Raw genomic sequence first — 17,854 nt, 5'->3', positions numbered from 1 at the left:
GCCTTGTGAATCAAGTACTTGCGGGCGGCGCAACGATGGCACGTTTGTTGAATAGCCATAGGCCTCTTCATTCAACCCTTGCGCCTTCATGCCCCAGTTCTCCGCCCAGACCATTGCCCTCGTCAAAGCCACCGTGCCGCTGCTCCAACAGCAGGGCGAGGCCATCACAAAGCACTTCTATGCGCTGATGTTTCGCGACCACCCCGAGGTCAAGGCCTTCTTCAACGAAGCCCATCAGGCCCAAGGCAGCCAGGCGCGCGCACTCGCGGGTGCGGTGCTGGCCTACGCCACGCACATCGACAACCTCGAGGCGATCGCGCCAGCCCTGCCGCGCATCGTGCAGAAGCACGCCGCCCTGGGCGTGCTGCCCGAGCACTACCCCATCGTGGGCGCCTGCCTGCTGAAGGCGATCCGCGAGGTGCTGGGCGAGGTGGCCAGCGACGAGATCCTCGCCGCCTGGGGCGAAGCCTACGGCGCGCTGGCGCAGTTGCTGATCGACGCCGAGGAACAGGTGTACGCCACCAACGCGGCGCGCGAAGGCGGGTGGCGCGGCACGCGCACGCTGCGCCTGGCGCGCAAGGTGGTGGAGAGTGAGCTGATCACCTCGTTCTACCTGGAGCCCGTGGACGGCCAGGCCCTGCTCGCGTTCACGCCAGGGCAGTACCTCACGCTCGTGCTCGAGATCGACGGCCAGACCGTGCGGCGCAACTACTCGCTGTCGGATGCGCCGGGCAAGCCCTGGTACCGCATCAGCGTCAAGCGCGAGGCGGGCGGCCACGCCTCCAGCTGGCTGCACGACCATCTGCAGGTGGGCATGGAATTGCAGGCCCAGGCACCGTGCGGCGACTTCCTGCTGGACACGCAAGCGCGTCGGCCGCTGGTGCTGGTGACGGGGGGCGTGGGCATCACGCCGGCCATGAGCATGCTGGAAGCAAGCGCCGCGAGCGGGCGCCCCATCCAGTTCATTCACGCGGCACGGCACGGTGGCGTTCACGCCTTCCGCGAACGTGTCGAGCGGCTCGCGGCGGCGCACAGCAACGTTCAACCGTTCTATGTGTACGACGCACCGCGCGAGGCCGACGCGCCGCATGCACAGGGCTTCGTGACCGAAGAACTGCTGGCCGAACAGCTGCCGGCCGACCGCGATGTGGACCTGTACTTTCTCGGCCCCAAGCCCTTCATGAAATCGGTCTACGCCAGCGGCCGCGCACTGGGGATTCCCGAAGCGCAGTTGCGCTACGAGTTCTTCGGTCCGCTGGAGTCGCTGAGCGTGGCGGGCTGATCCCCAAGCCTGTGGCCGCGCGTCACGTCGCTGGTCTGGTCCGAATACAGGCTGCGCCGCTTGGCCAGGTCCGGGAAAAGCCTGGGCCAGACCGCGGCGATCAGGCAGGTGGCGGAGCCCCCCACCACCACGGCGGCCACTGGCCCGATCAGCGACGCCACCGAGCCCGACTGGAACTCACCGAGCTGGTTGCTCGCGCCGATGAACACCGAGTTCACCGCGCTCACCCGCCCTCGCATCTCGTCGGGCGTTTCCAGTTGCACCAGCGTCTGCCGGATCACGACGCTGACCATGTCGGCCGCGCCGTTGACGAACAACGCCAGCATGGAGAGCCAGAAGCTTGTGGACAGACCAAAGGTGATCGTGGCCAGCCCGAACACCGCAACCGACAGCAACAGCTTGAAGCCCACGCGCGTGGACGGCGGGTGGCGCATCAGGTAGAGCGACATCACCAGCGCGCCCATGGCGGGCGCGGCGCGCAGCCAGCCCAGCATGCTCGGGCCACCGGTCAGTATTTCGCTGGCGAAGATCGGCAGCAGCGCGATCGCGCCGCCGAACAGCACGGCAAACAGATCGAGCAGCACGGCGCCCAGAATGACGGGGCGGCGCGCCACGTAGCGCAGGCCCGCGAACACGTCTTCGGCCGACGTTCCGCGCCCGGTGGTGTTGTGCCGCGCGATGCGCAGCCGGCCCGCCAGGACCATGGCGACGATGAGCAGCACGGTCGCCACCGCGTAGAGCACGTCGTTGCCCAGCACCAGCAGCATCCCGCCCGCGGCGGGGCCCGCTATCACACTGCCTTGCGTGGCCGTGGACGAGGCCGCCATGGCCCGGCTCAGCATCTGCGGCGGCACGGTGTTCGGCGTGGTGGCCTGCACCGCCGGCATCTGGAAGGCGCGCGCGGCGCCCAACACCACCGAGGCGATCAACAGGTGTTCGCGGGTCACCGAGCCGTGCCAGGAATCCCAGGCCAGGATCGCGGCCACCGTCGCTTGCAGCACCAGGCACACCACCATGATGCGCGTGCGGCTCCAGTGGTCGGCGGCATGGCCGGCCGGCAGGGTCAGGATCAGCACCGGGACGAACTGGTAGAGGCCCACGAGCGCCAGCGCCCAGGGGTCGCGCGTGATCTCGTACATCTGCCAGCCAATGGCCACCAGCACCATCTGGATGCCCAGCGTCCAGGCCACGCGCGCGCTCAGGAGCTGGCGGAAGGGGACGGTGCGGAAAAGCGCGGAAAGATCGGACGGCGCGTGTGCCGCCGTTGGGCCAGTAGAAGTCATCGCCGGGGATTGTGCCCGGCCTAGGGTTTTCACGCACGAGGTGCCCCAACCCGGTTGCTAGGATGGACGCCGCCGGCATTCGCACCGGCCATGATCAAGGCCGTCAAGGCTCATCTGCTACAGTTTTTGCAGAGCTTGTCCAACAAAACCCACTGGAGAGACCACGATGGTGAACACGAACAAATGGCTGGCCGCAGGTGTGCTCTGCGCCGCCGCTGCCGGGGCGCAGGCTCAGGTCAACCAGATCAAGGTATGGGCCGCCGCCTGCGCCAACTGCCACGGCACCGACGGCCGTGCCGAACCGGGTGCCATCGCCCTGGCCGGCCAGAGCAAGAACGACCTGCTGCAAAAGCTGATGGACTTCAAGGCCGGCAAGCGGCCCGCGACCATCATGCACCAGCTCGCCAAGGGCTACACCGACGAGCAGCTGGCCGACATCGCCGGCTATTTCGCCGCCCAGAAGAAATAAGAGGAGCCCACACCATGCAACGTCGTCAATTCGTTCAAACGCTGGGCGCTGGCTCGGCCGTCGCGGGCCTGGGTCTCATGAGCGGCTGCGCCACCTCGGCCGGTCGCGGTGCGAAGGTCGTGGTCGTCGGTGGCGGCTACGGTGGCGCCACGGCGGCCAAGTACGTGCGCCTGTTCTCCGACCACAACATCGAGGTCACCCTGGTCGAACCCAACGCGGCCTTCGTCTCCTGCCCGATTTCCAACCTCGTGCTCGGTGGCCACAAGACCATGGCCGACATCACCACGCCGTACGACAACCTGAGCAAGCGCCACGGCGTGAAGGTGGTGCGCGACATGGTCGCCAGCATCGACCCGAACAAGCGCACCGTGAAGCTCGCCAGCGGCGGCGAACTGCCGTACGACCGCCTGATCCTCTCGCCCGGCATCGACTTCATGTGGGACACGCTGCCCGGCATGGCCAAGCCCGGCGCGACCGACAAGGTGCTGCACGCCTGGAAGGCCGGCCCGCAGACGCTGGCGCTGCGCCAGCAGCTCGAAGCCCTGCCCGACGGCGGCGTGTACGCGATGTCGATTCCGCTCGCGCCCTACCGCTGCCCGCCCGGCCCCTACGAGCGCGCCTGCATGGTGGCGAGCTACTTCAAGAAGGCCAAGCCGAAAAGCAAGGTCATCGTCTTCGACGCCAACGACGACATCACGTCCAAGAAGGGCCTGTTCATGAAGGCCTGGGACGAGCACTACAAGGGCCTCATCGAGTACCGCCCCAAGCACAAGGTGGTGGACGTGGACGCCGCCACCAACACGCTGAAGTTCGAGTTCAACGACGACTTCAAGGCCGGCGTGCTCAACGTGATCCCGACGCAGCGCGCGGGTGAAATCGCCGTGAAGACCGGCCTGGCCACGGCCAATGCGCGCTGGTGCGAGGTGGACTTTCTGACCTTCGAATCGAAGGCCGCGAAGAACATCCACGTGCTCGGCGACGCGATCCAGATCGCGCCAGGCATGCCCAAGTCGGGCCACATGGCCAACCAGCACGGCAAGACCTGCGCGGCCGCCGTGGTGTCGCTGCTGCAGGGCAAGGAAGCGCCTGCGTTGCCGATCTACGCCAACACCTGCTACAGCTTCGTCACCGCATCCGACGTGGTGCACGTGGCCAGCGTGCACAAGTACGACGCGGCACAGAAGACCATGCTGGCGGTGCCGGGCTCGGGTGGCCTGTCCACCGCGGCCAGCGCGCTCGAAGGCGAGTACGCGATGGCCTGGGCGCGCAACATCTGGGCCGATTCGCTGGCCTGATCGGCCTCGCGCTCACGGCCCAACGCCCCGGTGATCCCGGGGCGTTGTCGTTTCCGGGTGCGGCCGCACACGCGCAAACGTATACTTCCCACCGTGCCGCAAGGCATATCCGCTAGGGGTGTTGCGACTGACAAGCCGCGACTGAGAAAGTCCCTTTGAACCTGACTGAGGTAATCCTCGCGCAGGGAAGCAGGCCGATTCCTTCCCTCATCGCCGACGCGCGTAGCAGGGGGTTTTGGCCCAGCCCACCTGCCTCAACTTTGCATGGAGCAAATTGATGGCATCCGACCATTCCACCGCCCCGGCCAACCAGGCCCTCACCCCCGTGCCACAAGGCAACCGGGTTTTCCACTTCCATGAACACGCCGCGCTCTGGTTCAGCCTGGGCACGGGCCTGCTGGTCATGCAGATCGGCGCCTACCTGGTGCCGGCCGTGGGCACGCGCGACGCGCTCATCGCCATCGTGCTGGGCTCGCTGATCGGCGCGGGCCTGCTGGCCTGGACCGCGCGCCTGGGTTGCCAGACCGGCCTGTCCAGCGCGGGCCTGATGCACACCACCTACGGCAGCGCCTTCGCGCGCCTGCCGGTGCTGCTCAACATCGCGCAGCTGCTGGGATGGACCACCTTCGAACTCGTGATCATGCAGGAGGGCACGGTCGCCATCCTCCGGCAGGCGCTGGGCGCTGAACCCGGTGGCCTGCTCGACGGCACCAGCGGCAAGCTGCTGGCCACGCTGTTGTGGGGCGGTGTGCTCACCGCGCTCATGGCCGGCTCCATGCTCACGCTGGTGCGCCGTTTCGTGAGCCGCTTCGCGCTGCCCCTGGTGATCGCCTCGCTGGTCTGGCTCACCTGGCAGTTCGGCATGCGCCTGCAGGCACAAGGCTTCGACGCCTTCTGGAACCGCCCCGGCGCGGGCGGCATGGGCCTGTTCTCGGCCATGGACCTGGTGATCGCCATGCCCGTGTCCTGGCTGCCGCTGGTGGCCGACTACGCGCGCCACGGCAAGCGCGCCGCCACCACCTTGGGTGGCACCTGGCTGGGCTATGCGCTGGCCAACATCTGGTGCTACGCGCTGGGCGTGATGGTGGTCAGCACCGTCGAGCCGGGCACGAACCTCGTGGGCGCGTTGTTGCTCGCACAGGGTGGCCTGATCGCGCTGGGCCTGATCCTGCTCGACGAAATGGACAACGCGTACGGCGACGCGCACTCCGGTGCGGTCTCGTTGCACAGCCTGCGCCCGCGCTGGAGCATCCGCGCCGCAGGCCTGGGCTTTGCCGCGGTCTGCACCGCGCTCGCGCTGGTGCTGCCGATCCACACGCTCGAACCCTTCCTGCTGTTGCTCAGCTCCGTGTTCGTGCCGCTGTACGGCGTGATCCTCGGCCGCTTGGGCACGGGGGCGCAGGCGACGAGCGCGCAGCGTTCGGTGGACTGGAGTGCGGCCGCACTGTGGGTGCTGGGCATCGCCACGTACCACGTGCTGCGGGTCTATGCGCCCGAGTGGGGTTCGGCGCTGCCCACGCTGGCACTGACCTTCGTGCTGGCCGCGCTGTCGCGGCCGCGCAATGCCACCGGGTTCACCCCGGCCAACGCCTGACCCGCATGAACGAGACAGCACAGCCCAGAGACACCGAGGCACCGGCTTTGCCGGGCCTCAGGTGTCGCCCCCCTTCCAGCGGGGTAGCGCCGAAGGCGACGCGGGGGGTGTCAGTTCCGTTTGCGCTTGTGCTGTGCCACAGGCGCGTGCCCATGGTTGAGGGGACCGTGGCCAGCGCCGGTGTACACGTCGGCCCCTTGCGCGATGGCCTGCAGGATGTAGCTGCGCGCCTTCGCCACGGCCTGATCGAGCGGTTCGCCGAGCGCCAGGTAGGCCGCGATCGCGGAAGACAAGGTGCAGCCCGTGCCATGCGTGTTGCGGCTCGCGATGCGCGGCGAACTCAGGCGTTGCGACACGCCCGCGCTGGTCACCAGCAGATCGGTCACCTCGTCGCCGGGCAAATGACCGCCCTTGAGCAACACGGCCTGCGTGCCCATGGCCAGCAGGTCGCGCGCGGCGGCGTCGAGTTCGTGCGCACCGGTGATGGGCCGGCCCAACAACAGCGCGGCCTCGTCCAGGTTGGGCGTGACCACCGTGGCCAGCGGGAACAACTCGTCCACCAGCACCTGCACCGTCTCGGACGCGATCAGGCGGTCACCGCTGGTGGCCACCATCACCGGGTCGAGCACCACCTGCTTGACCGCGTAGTGCTTCAGCGCCCAGGCCACCGTGTGCACGATCTCGGGGGCGTGCAACATGCCGATCTTCACCGCGTCCACGCCGATGTCGTCAAGCACCGCGCTCAGCTGTGCCTTGAGCATCTCGGGTGGCACGCCGTGGATACCGCTCACGCCCAACGTGTTCTGCGCGGTGAGCGCGGTGATGGCGGTCATGCCGTAGCAGCCCAGCGCCGCGAAGGTTTTCAGGTCGGCCTGGATGCCCGCACCGCCGCCGCTGTCGGAACCGGCGATGGACAGGACACGGGTGTAGCGTTGCGGTTCTTTGCTCATCATGGCGCGCATTGTGGCAGCGCCGAAGGCCTCGCATGAATCTTTCCAGCCAACCCGATGCGATCGTCCTGGGCGCCGGCCTCATGGGCCGTTTGCTCGCCTGCGCGCTGGCGCAACGCGGCCACAAGGTCGAGGTCTACGACGCTGGTGGCCCCGAAGCCCACCACGCAGCCGCCCACGTCGCCGCGGCCATGCTCGCGCCCCTGGCCGAATCGGCCGTGACCGAACTCAACGTGGTGCGCATGGGCCAGCACGCACTCACGCGCTGGCCCCAACTGCTGGCCACGCTCGAACGCCCCGTGTTCTTCCAGCAACAAGGCACGCTGGTGCTCTGGCACCGCCAGGACGCGGCCGAGGCCGAGCGCTTCGCCGGCCAGCTCGCGCGCACCAGCGCCGCCCTGCCTTCACTGCCGAAAGCGCAACGCCTGGAAGCCAACGCGCTCACCGCGCTCGAACCCGCACTGGCCCACCGCTTCGCACAAGGCCTGTACCTGCCCGATGAAGGCCAGCTCGACAACCGCGAATTGCTCGCCGCGCTTGCGCACCAGATGCAGGTGCTGGGCGTGGACGTGCGCTGGCACACGGCGCGCACCCCCGACGAGGTCGACCCCGGCCCCGACGCCTGGTTGTTCGATTGCCGCGGCCTGGGCGCGCAGCCGCAATGGAGCGCGCTGCGCGGCGTGCGCGGCGAAGTGGCGCGTGTGCTCGCACCGGGCGTGAGCCTCTCGCGCCCCACGCGCCTCGTGCACCCGCGCTACCCGCTCTACATCGCGCCGAAGCAGAACGGCCTGTTCGTCATCGGCGCCACCGAGATCGAGTCCGACGACCTCTCCCCCGTCAGCGTGCGCTCCACGCTGGAGTTGCTCAGCGCGGCCTACACCGTGCACCCGGGCTTTGGCGAAGCGCGCATCGTCGAACTGGGCGTGCAGCTGCGCCCCACCCTGCCCGACAACCTGCCCGCGCTGCGCATGACCGCACCGCGCAGAATGTCCATCAACGGCCTGTACCGCCACGGCTTCATGATCGCGCCCGCCGTCCTGGACGCCGCGCTCGAACTCATGGACCAAGGCCACTCGCCCTTGGCGCAGACGCTCGGTCTGGCCATCATCCGATGAAGGAACGGAACTCTCACATGAACGTGCTCATCAACCAGGAGCCGCGCGAACTCCCCGACAACGCCACGCTGGCCGACGCACTGCGCGTGTGGGAGCCGCCGGCCGTGTTCGCCGCCGCCGTCAACCTGCAGTTCGTGCCGCGCACCGCGTACGCGCAGCACCAGCTGAACGACGGCGACCGCATCGAAATCATTGCCCCCATCACAGGAGGTTGAGACTGCCATGGACATGAACACCACCCCGCTCGCGCACGAAGACCCGTTGCTGCTCTACGGCGAAACCTTCGCCAGCCGCCTGCTGCTGGGCACCTCGCGCTACCCCTCGCCCGCCACGCTGGAAGCCGCCGTGAAACGCTCGCAGCCCGCGATGCTCACCGCCTCGCTGCGGCGCCAGGGTGCGGCGCAGCCCGAGGCCGGCGCGGCGTTCTGGAAGCTGCTGCAGGAGCTGGCCGTGCCGGTGCTGCCCAATACCGCTGGCTGCCACACCGCACAAGAGGTGATCACCACCGCGCAGATGGCGCGTGAGGTGTTCAACACGCCGTGGATCAAGCTCGAACTCATCGGCGACGACTACAGCCTGCAGCCCGACACGCTCAACCTCGTGGACTGCGCGCGCCAGCTCATCAACGACGGTTTCAAGGTGCTGCCGTATTGCACCGAAGACCTGGTGCTATGCCAGCGCCTGGTGGACGTGGGTTGCCAGGCGGTGATGCCCTGGGCCGCGCCCATCGGCACCGGCCGTGGCCCCGTGAACCCGTACGCCATGCGCCTGCTGCGCGAACGCCTGAACGTGCCGCTGATCGTCGACGCTGGCCTGGGCCTGCCCTCGCACGCTTGCACCGTGATGGAATGGGGCTTCGACGCCGTGCTGCTCAACACCGCGGTGGCGCTCGCGCAATCGCCCGTGGACATGGCCGGCGCGTTCGCCGATGCGGTGCGCGCCGGCCGCGCCGCCTTCCGCTCGGGAGCGATGCAACCGCAAGACAGCGCACAGCCCAGCACGCCCGTGATGGGCACCCCTTTCTGGCACCACGAATGACCACCACCATCACATCGACCGAGGCGATGGCGCAGGCCATCGTGGATGCCCACCGCGCCACGCTGGCCTTGCCTGTGCCCGCCAACGCGGTGGCCCCAGCGTCCGCGTCCGACGACCCGGTGTTCACCGCCGCGCTGCAGGCCTGCCACGAACTCGGCTTCATTGATGCCGACGCGCTGAGCGTGGCGCGCGCCTGGTCCAAGCGCTCGCGGCGCACCGGCCAGTTCGACCCCGCGCACTGGCCCGACGAGCCCGCCGATTTCGACATCGCGCCCTACCCGCGCGACAACGCCTACGCGCGCGTCCCCCGCCCCATCGGGCTCTATGCGGTCATGCCCGACGCGGCATGGACCATCCGCATGGCGCGCGCGGGTGTGCCCACGGTGCAATTGCGCTTCAAGTCGGGCGACGCGCAGGCCATTCGCCAGGAGGTGCGCGCCGCCGTCGAGGGCGTGAAGGGCACGGACGCCTGCCTGTACATCAACGACCACTGGCGGGAAGCCATTGATGCCGGCGCGCATGGCGTGCACCTGGGCCAGGAAGACCTGGAGGCCATGAGCACCGAAAGCCTGGACGCCATCCGCAAAGCCGGCCTGCGCCTGGGCCTGAGCACGCACGGCTACGCCGAGATGCTCATCGCCGAGCGCCACAGCCCGAGCTACATCGCCATGGGCGCGGTGTTCCCCACCACGCTCAAGCAGATGGCCACCGCGCCACAGGGCACGGGACGGCTGCGCATGTACGCCCCGCTGCTGCGCGACGTGGAACACATGGCGATTGGCGGCATCGACCTGAACAACGTGGCGTCGGTGGTGGCCACTGGCGTGCGCAACATGGGTGTCGTGCGCGCGCTGATGGCGGCGGACGATCTGGACGCGGCCGTGGCCGAGTGGAAGGCGGCGCTCGGCGCCTGAGCGTCACGCCAAGGTGCGCACCTTCGGCTCGCGCACCCACTGGCGCGTGGTGGCCGCCTTCAAAAAGGCCTTCACGTCGTCCGCGCGGACGACGCCCGCATCGGGTTCAATGCCTGCGGCTTGCAGCAGCGCCTGCGCGCCCGCATCGGTAGCGATGGCTTTCAGGTGACCGAAGGCATCGCGCACGAAGTCCACCGCCGCGGCTTCGCGGCACAGCTTGCGGCCCGCGTCTTCGGAGAGCACCAGCGCCACCGCATCGAACACCACCGACGGTGTGCCGGCCAGTTGCCCGTCGGCCGCCTGGTGCTTGCCGTCGGCCAGCGTGACACCGCCGACGCGGGGCGCCACCAGCTTCACGCGCGCGCCTTGGGCCTGCGCGGCCTTCTTCAGCGCCGAGATGACCGCGCCGTCCGAACCGTCGGCCATCAGAATGCCGATACAGCGGCCTTCGAGCGTGTCCTTGGCGTTGCCGATGAGGCTCAGCGCGGCCGACGGCGGCAGCTTCTGCACCGGTTTCGCGGGATGGGCGGCCGGTGGCAGCTTGTCCATCCCTAGGCCATCGGCCACGCGTTGGCCCAGCCTTTCATCGATCACGCGCAAGTGGCCCACGATGGTCTGCTGCACGTGCACGTGTTCGACTTTGGAGAGTTCGAACACCAGGGCGGACGCGATGTGCGACTGCTCGATCTCGGTCTGGCTGATGAAGAACTGGCGCGCCTGGCTGTAGTGGTCGGCAAAGCTCTCGGCGCGTACGCGGCCGCGCACACCACCTTCGTCCACCGCCGCGCTCTTGAAGCCGGCGTTCGGGTCGGCGCGCGGCGAGTCGGGTGCGAGCGAACTGGGTTCGTAGTTGACGCGGCCTTTGGGCTGCTCGGTCTGCATGTGGCCATCGCGCTGGTGGTGGGCGAACGGGCACTTGGGCGCGTTGACGGGAATCTGCGTGAAGTTGGGCGAACCGAGGCGCGAGAGCTGCGTGTCGAGGTAAGAAAAGAGCCGCCCTTGCAGCAGCGGGTCGTTGGAGAAGTCGATGCCGGGCACGAGGTTGGCGGGGCAGAAGGCAACCTGCTCGGTCTCGGCAAAGAAGTTGTCGGGCCAACGGTCCAGCACCATGCGGCCGATCACGCGCAGCGGCACCAGCTCCTCGGGAATGAGCTTGGTGGGGTCCAGGTGGTCGAAGGGAAATCCATCGGCTTCTTCCTGCGTGAACAGCTGCACCGCGAAGTCCCATTCGGCCACGCCGCCCGCGTCCAGCGTGTCGAACAGATCGCGCCGGTGGAAGTCGGGGTCGGCGCCGGCCAGCTTCACCGCTTCGTCCCACACCGTGGACTGCATGCCCAGCCTGGGCCGCCAGTGGAATTTCACGAAGGTCGACTCGCCCGCCGCGTTGAGCAGGCGAAAGCTGTGCACGCCGAAGCCTTCGATCATGCGCAGGGAGCGCGGGATGGTGCGGTCGGACATGATCCACATCACCGTGTGCATCGACTCCGGTGTGAGCGAGATGAAGTCCCAGAACGTGTCGTGCGCGGAAGCCGATTGCGGAAACCCGCGGTCCGGCTCCATCTTCACCGAGTGGACGACGTCGGGAAATTTCATCGCGTCCTGGATGAAGAACACCGGCACGTTGTTGCCCACGAGATCCCAGTTGCCTTCCTTCGTGTAAAGCTTGACCGCGAAGCCGCGCACGTCGCGTGGCGTGTCGACGGAGCCCGCGCCACCGGCCACGGTGGAGAAGCGGGTGAACACCGGCGTCTGCACGCCCACTTCGGTCAACACCTTGGCGGTGGTGACATCGCTCAACGAATCGGTGAGTTCGAAGAAGCCGTGCGCAGCCGAACCGCGCGCATGCACGATGCGCTCGGGAATGCGTTCGTGGTCGAAGTGCGTGATCTTCTCGCGCAGCACGAAGTCTTCCAGCAGCGTGGGGCCACGCGGGTGGGCGCGCAGCGAGTTCTGGTTGTCCGAGATCGGTATGCCTTGCTGCGTGGTCAGCGGCGGGTGCTCGGCATGGGCGTGCTGGTGCAATTCACCGCCCGTGCCCAGGTGGGCGTCAGGACCGGTGTCATCTTGTTTCCGCTTTTTCATGGGGTTGCTCCTCGGGCGATCGTGGATGGGCACAAAAACAAAGTATTGAACCCGGCGCGCCACACGTCGGTGCTGCAACGCACAGACCGGCGACGCGGCGAGGCGCAGATTGGCATGCACGAATCCGTTGTCACACACATTCAAGGAGCCACCATGAAAACCCGACAGACCCCGTTCATCGCCCGCCACCGTTATGCCCTGCTGGCGGTATTCGCCGCCGCAGGCCTGGCGGGCTGCGGCACGTCCGAGCCGCCGCACCGGTACCCCCCATCCACCGTGTACCAAGGCCCGGTCCAACAGGCCCCGATGGGCGACTACCGCCGTCGCGACAACGAAACCCTGTACGAAGCCCCGGTGACGTCGGCCCGCGCCGTGGTCGGCCCCAGCGGCGGACAACAGTGCTGGATGGAGCGCGAAGAAGTGGAGCGGCGGCGCAGTGTGCCGGGCGCGATCATCGGCGGCGTCGTGGGCGGCATCCTCGGCCACCAGATCGGTGGTGGCACCGGTCGCGACATTGCCACGGTAGGCGGAGCGGTGGCGGGCGCGGCGGTGGGCTCCAACGTGGGCCGCGGCAGCCCGCAGACGCGCGAGGTGCAGCGCTGCACGAACGTGGGCAGCAACGCGCCGGAGTACTGGGACGTGACCTACACCTTCCGGGGCGTGCAGCACTCGGTGCAGATGACCTCGCCGCCGGGACGCACCATCCTCGTCAACGGCAACGGCGAGCCGCGCATCTGAGCGCGCTCAGCCGCCCAGCGCCACGAAACGGTCGGTGCGGGCGGCTTGCCGTACGGCCGAGAGGTGGCTGTTCAAGCCCTCGACCGGCCTTGCCTCCTGGAGCCATTCGTTGGGTGTGACGAACCAGAGCGCGAGTTCGGCGTCGTCGAGCACGCCCTTCAATTCGGACAACACCAATAGCACACCGGGGTGGATCGCTGCGCGCGGCAGATCGAACTGAAACACAGGCAGCATGAGCCCCCAGGGACTGTCGAGCGACACCACATTCTTGAAGGAAATCCAGCGCGCCACCAACGCTACGGGTTCAGACGCCTGCCTGAGCCGACATCGACTGCGGATGAGTTCGGCCAATTCGTTGCCGCTGACCAGCCCACCCGTGTCGGCAAAGGCCGCTTCGGTCGACAACCATTGACACGGCGACACGGCATCGCTCGGGTACCCCGGCAAAGGGCGCGGTTCGAGCACCGTTTCAGGAAACCAGGACACGGGCGTTGATTCAATGACCGTTTCAACATGAGGCATGCGTTTCCCCTGCAAGGCATAGCCCGCACACCATGTGCGGATCGAGGCGCAGAATGGTCCAAGTTCATGGCCCTGTCTGTGCGCTGCATCACACATCCCGGGGATGTCCCCGGATGTCGTCCAATAGGGGCATGACAGCCACTCCCCATTCCCACGGTGAACACACCGAGCAGCGCCTCATGGACGTCGAAATCAAGGCCAGCTACGCCGAAGACTTGCTGGACAGCCTCAACCAGTTGGTGGCGCGCCAACAGGAGCAGATCGACCTGTTGCTGCGCGAAGTGAGCCGCCTGCGCCAACGCGGCGAGCCCGAGCCCGCGGCCGGTGGGGTGCGCGACCCGCGCGACGAGCTACCGCCGCACTACTGAGCAGGCGTCAGGCGCGCATGCACCTGCGTTTCGCGCGCGAGCGTGGCATCGAAATCACCGAGCTGTTCGCGGTGCACGAGCTGCTTCACCTCGGCCAGCAAACGCGGGCTGCTGCGCGCGAGCTGCTGCGCCAGGCCCCGCGCGTGCGACGCCAGCGCCTCGTCGTCCACCACCTGCCACACCAGGCCCCAGCGCTCGGCGTCGGCCGCGCCGATCTCCTGTCCCAGCATCAGCAGGCCCTTGGCTTTCTGCAAACCCACCAGGCGCGGCAGCAACGCGGCCACGCCGCCGGTGCCGAACAGGCCCACGTTCACCTCGGGCAACACGCAGCGCGTGCCGCGCGCGGCCACCGCCAGGTCGCCGTTGAGCATGAGCTCCAGGCCCGCGCCCACGACCCAGCCGTGCACCGCCGTTACCACCGGCTGCGGCGCGTGCACCAGTGCCGCGGCGAGCGCCTGCAGGGTGTCAACGAAGGCGGGCGTGGGCGGGTCGTCGCGGTCCTTGCCGGCGCAGAACGCACGGCCTTCGCCGCGGATCAGGATCACGCGCACCGCCGGATCGGCCACGCCGGCCTGCACCGCCAGGAGCAGGTCGCGCGCGAGGGCGAGCGTGAGCGCATTGAGGCGTTCGGGCCGGTTCAGGCAGAGTTCGAGCACGCCGGCATCAAAGGTCTGGATCAGGTGCATGCCGGGAGCGTACACGCCCGCGCCCGGCGCTGTCACAAAACGCAGCGCTCAACCGTCTTGTGGGCGTCAACCCCTGCCACGCCACGTCCCAACATCCCCATGAAAATCACCAAGTCCTACACCCTCGCCGAGTTTCTCGACTGGACACGGCGCAAGACCTACATCCTCCTGGTGCTGGCCGCCATCCCGGCCACGCTGTACCAGGTGTTCGGCCTCACCTGGATCGCCGCGCCCTGGTCGGTGGCGGTGTTGCTGGGCACGGCCACCTCGTTCATCGTGGGCTTCAAGAACGCACAGACCTACCAGCGCACCGTCGAGGCCCAGCAGGTGTGGTCATCGATCGTGGGCGCGAGCCGGTACTGGGGTCTCACCTGCCGCATGCTTCCCACCAACGCCGCCATGTTTCCCGTGCTCCTCCACCGCCACCTGGCCTGGCTGGCGGTGTTGCGCCACCAGTTGCGCCTGCCGCGCGTGTGGGAATCCGCGAACAGCCGCGCCAACGCGGAGTACCGCCAGAAGTACTTCACCGTGCACGAGCACAGCGTCTCGCTCGACGCCGAATTGCAAGGTCTGCTGAGCGAAGCGGACTTGCAACAGGTCCTGGGCGCCGCGAACAAGGGCGGCTTGTTGCTCGCGTTGCAAAGCGAGGACTTGCGGGCTTTGTCTGCCCGACAGGAAATCGCGGCGCTGTACCACGCCGAGCTGCAGAAAACCATCAAGGAGCTTCTGGACCACCACAGCCGCGTGGAGCGCATCAAGAACTTTCCCTATCCGCGCCAGTACGCCACCATCAACACGCTGTTCGTCTGGTGCTTTGCCTTGCTGCTGCCGTTTTGCCTGGTGCGCGAATTCGACCGCCTCAACGAGAGCGTGACGGGCCTGCTGGCGGGCCACATGGTGTGGCTCTCGGTGCCGTTCAGCGTGCTGGTGTCGTGGATGTACATGTCGCTGGACCAGGTGGGCGAAAGCACCGAGAACCCATTCGAAGGCGGCGCCAACGACGTGCCCATCACCCACCTGTGCCGCGTCATCGAACACGAGTTCAGGGAGATGCTGGGCGAGGACGCCGGCCAGGTGCCCGCGCCTGCCCCTCAGCAGCAGATCCTGCTCTGAACCTGAACCGCCGCGCTCACGCGACGGCGGTTCTCGCCAGCCATTGGGCGAGCGAGGTGGCACCCAACGTGGCCGCTTGCTGAGGCACCAGCGAGCGGTCGTCCAGGCGGCTGCCGAAATAGCGCGCGTCGGGATCGGTCACCACCACCCGCTCGTCGTGCTGCGCCACCAGCACGCGGCGCACCAGCTCGTCGAGCGGGATGGCCTCGGGACCCGCCACTTCGCGGGTGCCGTTGAGCGGCGGTTGCGTCACCACGTCGGCGAGCGCGGCGGCCACGTCGGCCGAGGCGATGGGCTGCAGCAGTGCAGACGGCAGGCGCACCGTCTGGCCTTCGGTGTTGACGTGCGCCACCGACATCAGAAACTCGAAGAACTGCGTGGCGCGCACGATGGTGTAGGGCACCGGCCCGGCCTTGATCAGCGCCTCCTGCGCGATCTTGGCACGGAAGTAGCCGCTGTCGGGCACGCGCTCCGACCCCACCACCGACAGTGCCACCAGGTGGCGCACGCCCGCGCGGGCGCCGGCCGCCAGCAGGTTCTGCGTCGAGGCGCGGAAGAAGTGCATCACGGCCTCGTCCTCGAACGAAGGCGAGTTGGTCACGTCCACGACCACGTCCGCGTCACCGAGAACCTGGCTCAGGCCCTCGCCGGTGACGGCGTTGACGCCGGTGGACGGTGATGCGGGCGTGACGCGGTGGCCCGCCTGCCGCAATTGCGCGGCGACTTGTTTGCCGATGAGGCCACTGCCTCCGAGGATGACGATGTGCATGGTGTGTGCTCCTTGACGGGATGTGGGTTCTTTCAGGCGATGTCTTTTTCCACCACGGGCGCGCACATGCCGATGGCCATGCGGTTCCAGGCGTTGATCTGGGCGATCACCCAGTTCAGTTCGACGATCTCCTGATCGCTGAACTGGCCCTTGAGCGCGTCGAACTCGGCGTCGCGCGCACCGTGGTGTTCCACCAGCCGCGTCATGCTCTCGGCCCAGTCGAAGGCGGCGCGTTCGCGTGCGCTGTACAGGCCCACTTCGCGCCAGGTGCACAGGCTGTTGATGCGCTGCCAGGTTTCGCCGTGCTTGCGCAGGTCGCGCACGTGCATGTCGACGCAGAAGGCACAGCCGTTGAGCTGCGACACGCGCGTTTTCACGAGCTCCATCAAGATGGGGCCGAGCGAGGAGGTGGCGGTGGTGGCGCCGACGGCGGCCATGGCCTGGTAGGCCTTGGGGGAAATCTGGATCCAGGGGAGTCGGGGAGCGTTGTGCATGGTGTTGTCTTGATGAGAGTGGTTGGGATACACACTCAAGACGGCACAGCTCTCCGGTTTGTGACAGCGCCCCGTATTTTTTTTCAGGGCTTCGGCACAGGTCCCGTGTCGCGACCGAGCGCGGCGGCGATGCGGGCGAGCTTGTCGGGGTTGCGCTGCACATGCAGCGTGAGAATGCGCTCCCCATCGGTTTCGAACGACTGTGCCGCTTCCAGCGTGTTGCCGATGAAACGCAGCAAACCCCACCGGCCATTGAGCACCACCACCTCGTAACGCACCGCATCGCCAAAGCGCCGGTGCGTGGCGTAGAAGAGCTGTGCGATGCGCCGGTCGCCCACGAGTGGCACGCCGAAGCTGGGCACGATGCCGCCGCCGTCACCGATCAGCTGGGCATCTTCTGCCAGCAAGTTCTTGAGGACGGTGAACTGGCCGCGCGCGGCCGCATCGGCAAAGCCACGCAGCAAACGCAGCTGCGCCTCGCGCGGCACCACGTGGCGTGGCCGCTCGTCCTGCAATTGCGCCTTGGCACGGTGCACGATCTGACGGCACGCGCTTTCGCTCTTGCCCAGCGCTTCGGCCACCTCGCCGTAGTCGGCGTCGAACACCTCGCGCATCAGGAACGCTGCGCGCGCCTCGGGCGACAGGCGTTCCAGCAACGTGAGAAAGGCCACCGACACGTCGTCCGCGCGCTCCAGCATGTCTTCGGGCGAGGGCGACATGGCCTCGGACATCAGCGGCTCGGGCAACCAGGTGCCCACGTAGTGCTCGCGCTGCACCTTGGCGCTGCGCAGCCGATCGATGGCCAGCCGCGTGGTGATGGTGACCAGCCAGGCCTCGGCGCTGTCCAGCCCGTCGTGGGCGCTCTCGTGCCAGCGCAGCCAGGCGTCCTGCACCACCTCTTCGGCTTCGGCGGACGAGCCGAGCATGCGGTAGGCGATGCCGTGCAGACGCGGGCGCAGGCGGCGAAAGGTGTCGAGGGTGGTGTCGTTCATGGCGGTTAGACGGATAGCGCATCGGCGTTGTGACACCGGGGTGGCAACCGTCCACTCTACTGCCATCGGGACCGAGGCCCTACACTGAAATGCTTCGCCACTGTCCCGCCCCGGTCCTCCTATAAAACTCCCCGTCCCCTCAACACCGCG

Annotated in this window: 19 protein-coding genes and 1 riboswitch; of the genes, 11 read left to right on the top strand and 8 right to left on the bottom strand. The window is 67.8% G+C overall.

Annotated features, from left to right (window positions below; genetic code table 11):
• Positions 1-88 precede the first annotated feature (88 nt).
• Complete coding sequence (hmpA, locus tag FFS09_RS24260) at positions 89-1,282, top strand: NO-inducible flavohemoprotein (protein ID WP_137921509.1); 1,194 nt, start codon at positions 89-91, stop codon at positions 1,280-1,282.
• On the opposite strand, the gene FFS09_RS24255 is transcribed toward hmpA, so the two are convergent.
• Positions 1,237-2,565, bottom strand: a complete 1,329-nt coding sequence (locus tag FFS09_RS24255; RefSeq protein WP_137921508.1) for an MFS transporter — start codon at positions 2,563-2,565, stop codon at positions 1,237-1,239. The genes hmpA and FFS09_RS24255 overlap by 46 nt on opposite strands.
• A 166-nt stretch (positions 2,566-2,731) precedes the next feature.
• Here FFS09_RS24255 and FFS09_RS24250 point away from each other — a divergent pair, with 166 nt between their 5' ends.
• From FFS09_RS24250 to FFS09_RS24240, 3 genes are all read left to right on the top strand, one after another.
• Positions 2,732-3,034, top strand: a complete 303-nt coding sequence (locus FFS09_RS24250) for a c-type cytochrome (RefSeq protein WP_137921507.1) — start codon at positions 2,732-2,734, stop codon at positions 3,032-3,034.
• 14 nt (positions 3,035-3,048) lie between these two features.
• Positions 3,049-4,329, top strand: coding sequence for an NAD(P)/FAD-dependent oxidoreductase (locus FFS09_RS24245; RefSeq protein WP_137921506.1), 1,281 nt, complete (start codon positions 3,049-3,051; stop codon positions 4,327-4,329).
• Between the two features lie 104 nt (positions 4,330-4,433).
• A riboswitch (TPP riboswitch) is annotated at positions 4,434-4,534 on the top strand.
• Between the two features lie 72 nt (positions 4,535-4,606).
• Complete coding sequence (locus FFS09_RS24240) at positions 4,607-5,923, top strand: purine-cytosine permease family protein (protein WP_137921505.1); 1,317 nt, start codon at positions 4,607-4,609, stop codon at positions 5,921-5,923.
• 110 nt (positions 5,924-6,033) lie between these two features.
• On the opposite strand, the gene thiD is transcribed toward FFS09_RS24240, so the two are convergent.
• Positions 6,034-6,873, bottom strand: a complete 840-nt coding sequence (gene thiD / locus FFS09_RS24235; RefSeq protein ID WP_137921538.1) for a bifunctional hydroxymethylpyrimidine kinase/phosphomethylpyrimidine kinase — start codon at positions 6,871-6,873, stop codon at positions 6,034-6,036.
• Between the two features lie 35 nt (positions 6,874-6,908).
• On the opposite strand from thiD, the gene FFS09_RS24230 reads away from it, so the two are divergent.
• The 4 genes from FFS09_RS24230 to FFS09_RS24215 are packed head-to-tail and all read left to right on the top strand — an operon-like array spanning position 6,909 to position 9,940.
• Entirely contained in the window at positions 6,909-7,988 is a 1,080-nt protein-coding gene (locus tag FFS09_RS24230; RefSeq protein WP_137921504.1) for an FAD-dependent oxidoreductase, read from the top strand.
• Between the two features lie 17 nt (positions 7,989-8,005).
• Entirely contained in the window at positions 8,006-8,203 is a 198-nt protein-coding gene (thiS, locus tag FFS09_RS24225) for a sulfur carrier protein ThiS (RefSeq protein WP_137921503.1), read from the top strand.
• Positions 8,204-8,216: 13 nt separating this feature from the next.
• Entirely contained in the window at positions 8,217-9,026 is an 810-nt protein-coding gene (locus FFS09_RS24220) for a thiazole synthase (RefSeq protein WP_137921537.1), read from the top strand.
• Positions 9,023-9,940: a thiamine phosphate synthase gene (locus FFS09_RS24215; RefSeq protein WP_137921502.1), complete on the top strand. Its 918-nt coding sequence runs from the start codon at positions 9,023-9,025 to the stop codon at positions 9,938-9,940. Before FFS09_RS24220 ends, FFS09_RS24215 begins: the two co-directional genes overlap by 4 nt.
• 3 nt (positions 9,941-9,943) lie before the next feature.
• Here the strand turns inward: FFS09_RS24215 and FFS09_RS24210 are convergent, their stop codons facing one another.
• The gene (locus FFS09_RS24210; protein WP_137921501.1) at positions 9,944-12,022 is read right to left on the bottom strand and encodes a catalase; all 2,079 of its coding nucleotides are present in this window, start codon (positions 12,020-12,022) and stop codon (positions 9,944-9,946) included.
• A 153-nt stretch (positions 12,023-12,175) separates the two neighbouring features.
• Here FFS09_RS24210 and FFS09_RS24205 point away from each other — a divergent pair, with 153 nt between their 5' ends.
• Positions 12,176-12,760, top strand: a complete 585-nt coding sequence (locus FFS09_RS24205) for a glycine zipper 2TM domain-containing protein (RefSeq protein ID WP_252374501.1) — start codon at positions 12,176-12,178, stop codon at positions 12,758-12,760.
• A gap of 6 nt (positions 12,761-12,766) precedes the next feature.
• Here the strand turns inward: FFS09_RS24205 and FFS09_RS24200 are convergent, their stop codons facing one another.
• Positions 12,767-13,246: a hypothetical protein gene (locus FFS09_RS24200; RefSeq protein WP_137921500.1), complete on the bottom strand. Its 480-nt coding sequence runs from the start codon at positions 13,244-13,246 to the stop codon at positions 12,767-12,769.
• Positions 13,247-13,413: 167 nt separating this feature from the next.
• On the opposite strand from FFS09_RS24200, the gene FFS09_RS24195 reads away from it, so the two are divergent.
• Positions 13,414-13,650, top strand: a complete 237-nt coding sequence (locus FFS09_RS24195) for a SlyX family protein (protein WP_137921499.1) — start codon at positions 13,414-13,416, stop codon at positions 13,648-13,650.
• On the opposite strand, the gene FFS09_RS24190 is transcribed toward FFS09_RS24195, so the two are convergent.
• Entirely contained in the window at positions 13,644-14,336 is a 693-nt protein-coding gene (locus tag FFS09_RS24190; protein WP_137921498.1) for an enoyl-CoA hydratase/isomerase family protein, read from the bottom strand. The two genes, FFS09_RS24195 and FFS09_RS24190, sit on opposite strands and share 7 nt — an antisense overlap.
• Positions 14,337-14,435: 99 nt before the next feature.
• On the opposite strand from FFS09_RS24190, the gene FFS09_RS24185 reads away from it, so the two are divergent.
• Entirely contained in the window at positions 14,436-15,449 is a 1,014-nt protein-coding gene (locus FFS09_RS24185; RefSeq protein ID WP_137921497.1) for a bestrophin family protein, read from the top strand.
• 16 nt (positions 15,450-15,465) lie between these two features.
• Here FFS09_RS24185 and FFS09_RS24180 read toward each other — a convergent pair whose 3' ends face one another.
• From FFS09_RS24180 to FFS09_RS24170, 3 genes are all read right to left on the bottom strand, one after another.
• Positions 15,466-16,218 carry an SDR family oxidoreductase gene (locus tag FFS09_RS24180; protein WP_137921496.1) on the bottom strand — a complete coding sequence of 251 codons (753 nt, stop codon included), beginning with the start codon at positions 16,216-16,218 and terminating at the stop codon, positions 15,466-15,468.
• A 32-nt stretch (positions 16,219-16,250) separates the two neighbouring features.
• Complete coding sequence (locus tag FFS09_RS24175; protein WP_137921495.1) at positions 16,251-16,712, bottom strand: carboxymuconolactone decarboxylase family protein; 462 nt, start codon at positions 16,710-16,712, stop codon at positions 16,251-16,253.
• An 83-nt stretch (positions 16,713-16,795) separates the two neighbouring features.
• On the bottom strand, positions 16,796-17,704 hold the full coding sequence (locus tag FFS09_RS24170; RefSeq protein ID WP_137921494.1) for an RNA polymerase sigma-70 factor: 909 nt from the start codon (positions 17,702-17,704) through the stop codon (positions 16,796-16,798).
• Positions 17,705-17,854: the final 150 nt, after the last annotated feature.

Origin of the sequence: Hydrogenophaga sp. 2FB (assembly GCF_005503365.1) — a bacterium.
Classification (GTDB): domain Bacteria; phylum Pseudomonadota; class Gammaproteobacteria; order Burkholderiales; family Burkholderiaceae_C; genus Hydrogenophaga.
Note: the sequence above shows the minus strand (reverse complement) of the source record. Positions and strands in the feature narration are given on the sequence as shown.

What these genes read in the sequence shown, in the direction of transcription:
- FFS09_RS24190 (WP_137921498.1), bottom strand. Translation starts at nt 14,336, where the DNA reads ATGCACCTGATCCAGACCTTTGATGCCGGCGTGCTCGAACTCTGCCTG.
- FFS09_RS24180 (WP_137921496.1), bottom strand. Translation starts at nt 16,218, where the DNA reads ATGCACATCGTCATCCTCGGAGGCAGTGGCCTCATCGGCAAACAAGTC.
- hmpA (WP_137921509.1), top strand. Translation starts at nt 89, where the DNA reads ATGCCCCAGTTCTCCGCCCAGACCATTGCCCTCGTCAAAGCCACCGTG.
- thiD (WP_137921538.1), bottom strand. Translation starts at nt 6,873, where the DNA reads ATGAGCAAAGAACCGCAACGCTACACCCGTGTCCTGTCCATCGCCGGT.
- FFS09_RS24245 (WP_137921506.1), top strand. Translation starts at nt 3,049, where the DNA reads ATGCAACGTCGTCAATTCGTTCAAACGCTGGGCGCTGGCTCGGCCGTC.
- FFS09_RS24250 (WP_137921507.1), top strand. Translation starts at nt 2,732, where the DNA reads ATGGTGAACACGAACAAATGGCTGGCCGCAGGTGTGCTCTGCGCCGCC.
- FFS09_RS24230 (WP_137921504.1), top strand. Translation starts at nt 6,909, where the DNA reads ATGAATCTTTCCAGCCAACCCGATGCGATCGTCCTGGGCGCCGGCCTC.
- FFS09_RS24195 (WP_137921499.1), top strand. Translation starts at nt 13,414, where the DNA reads ATGACAGCCACTCCCCATTCCCACGGTGAACACACCGAGCAGCGCCTC.
- FFS09_RS24240 (WP_137921505.1), top strand. Translation starts at nt 4,607, where the DNA reads ATGGCATCCGACCATTCCACCGCCCCGGCCAACCAGGCCCTCACCCCC.
- FFS09_RS24210 (WP_137921501.1), bottom strand. Translation starts at nt 12,022, where the DNA reads ATGAAAAAGCGGAAACAAGATGACACCGGTCCTGACGCCCACCTGGGC.
- FFS09_RS24255 (WP_137921508.1), bottom strand. Translation starts at nt 2,565, where the DNA reads ATGACTTCTACTGGCCCAACGGCGGCACACGCGCCGTCCGATCTTTCC.
- FFS09_RS24215 (WP_137921502.1), top strand. Translation starts at nt 9,023, where the DNA reads ATGACCACCACCATCACATCGACCGAGGCGATGGCGCAGGCCATCGTG.
- FFS09_RS24220 (WP_137921537.1), top strand. Translation starts at nt 8,217, where the DNA reads ATGAACACCACCCCGCTCGCGCACGAAGACCCGTTGCTGCTCTACGGC.
- FFS09_RS24185 (WP_137921497.1), top strand. Translation starts at nt 14,436, where the DNA reads ATGAAAATCACCAAGTCCTACACCCTCGCCGAGTTTCTCGACTGGACA.
- FFS09_RS24205 (WP_252374501.1), top strand. Translation starts at nt 12,176, where the DNA reads ATGAAAACCCGACAGACCCCGTTCATCGCCCGCCACCGTTATGCCCTG.
- FFS09_RS24170 (WP_137921494.1), bottom strand. Translation starts at nt 17,704, where the DNA reads ATGAACGACACCACCCTCGACACCTTTCGCCGCCTGCGCCCGCGTCTG.
- FFS09_RS24175 (WP_137921495.1), bottom strand. Translation starts at nt 16,712, where the DNA reads ATGCACAACGCTCCCCGACTCCCCTGGATCCAGATTTCCCCCAAGGCC.
- thiS (WP_137921503.1), top strand. Translation starts at nt 8,006, where the DNA reads ATGAACGTGCTCATCAACCAGGAGCCGCGCGAACTCCCCGACAACGCC.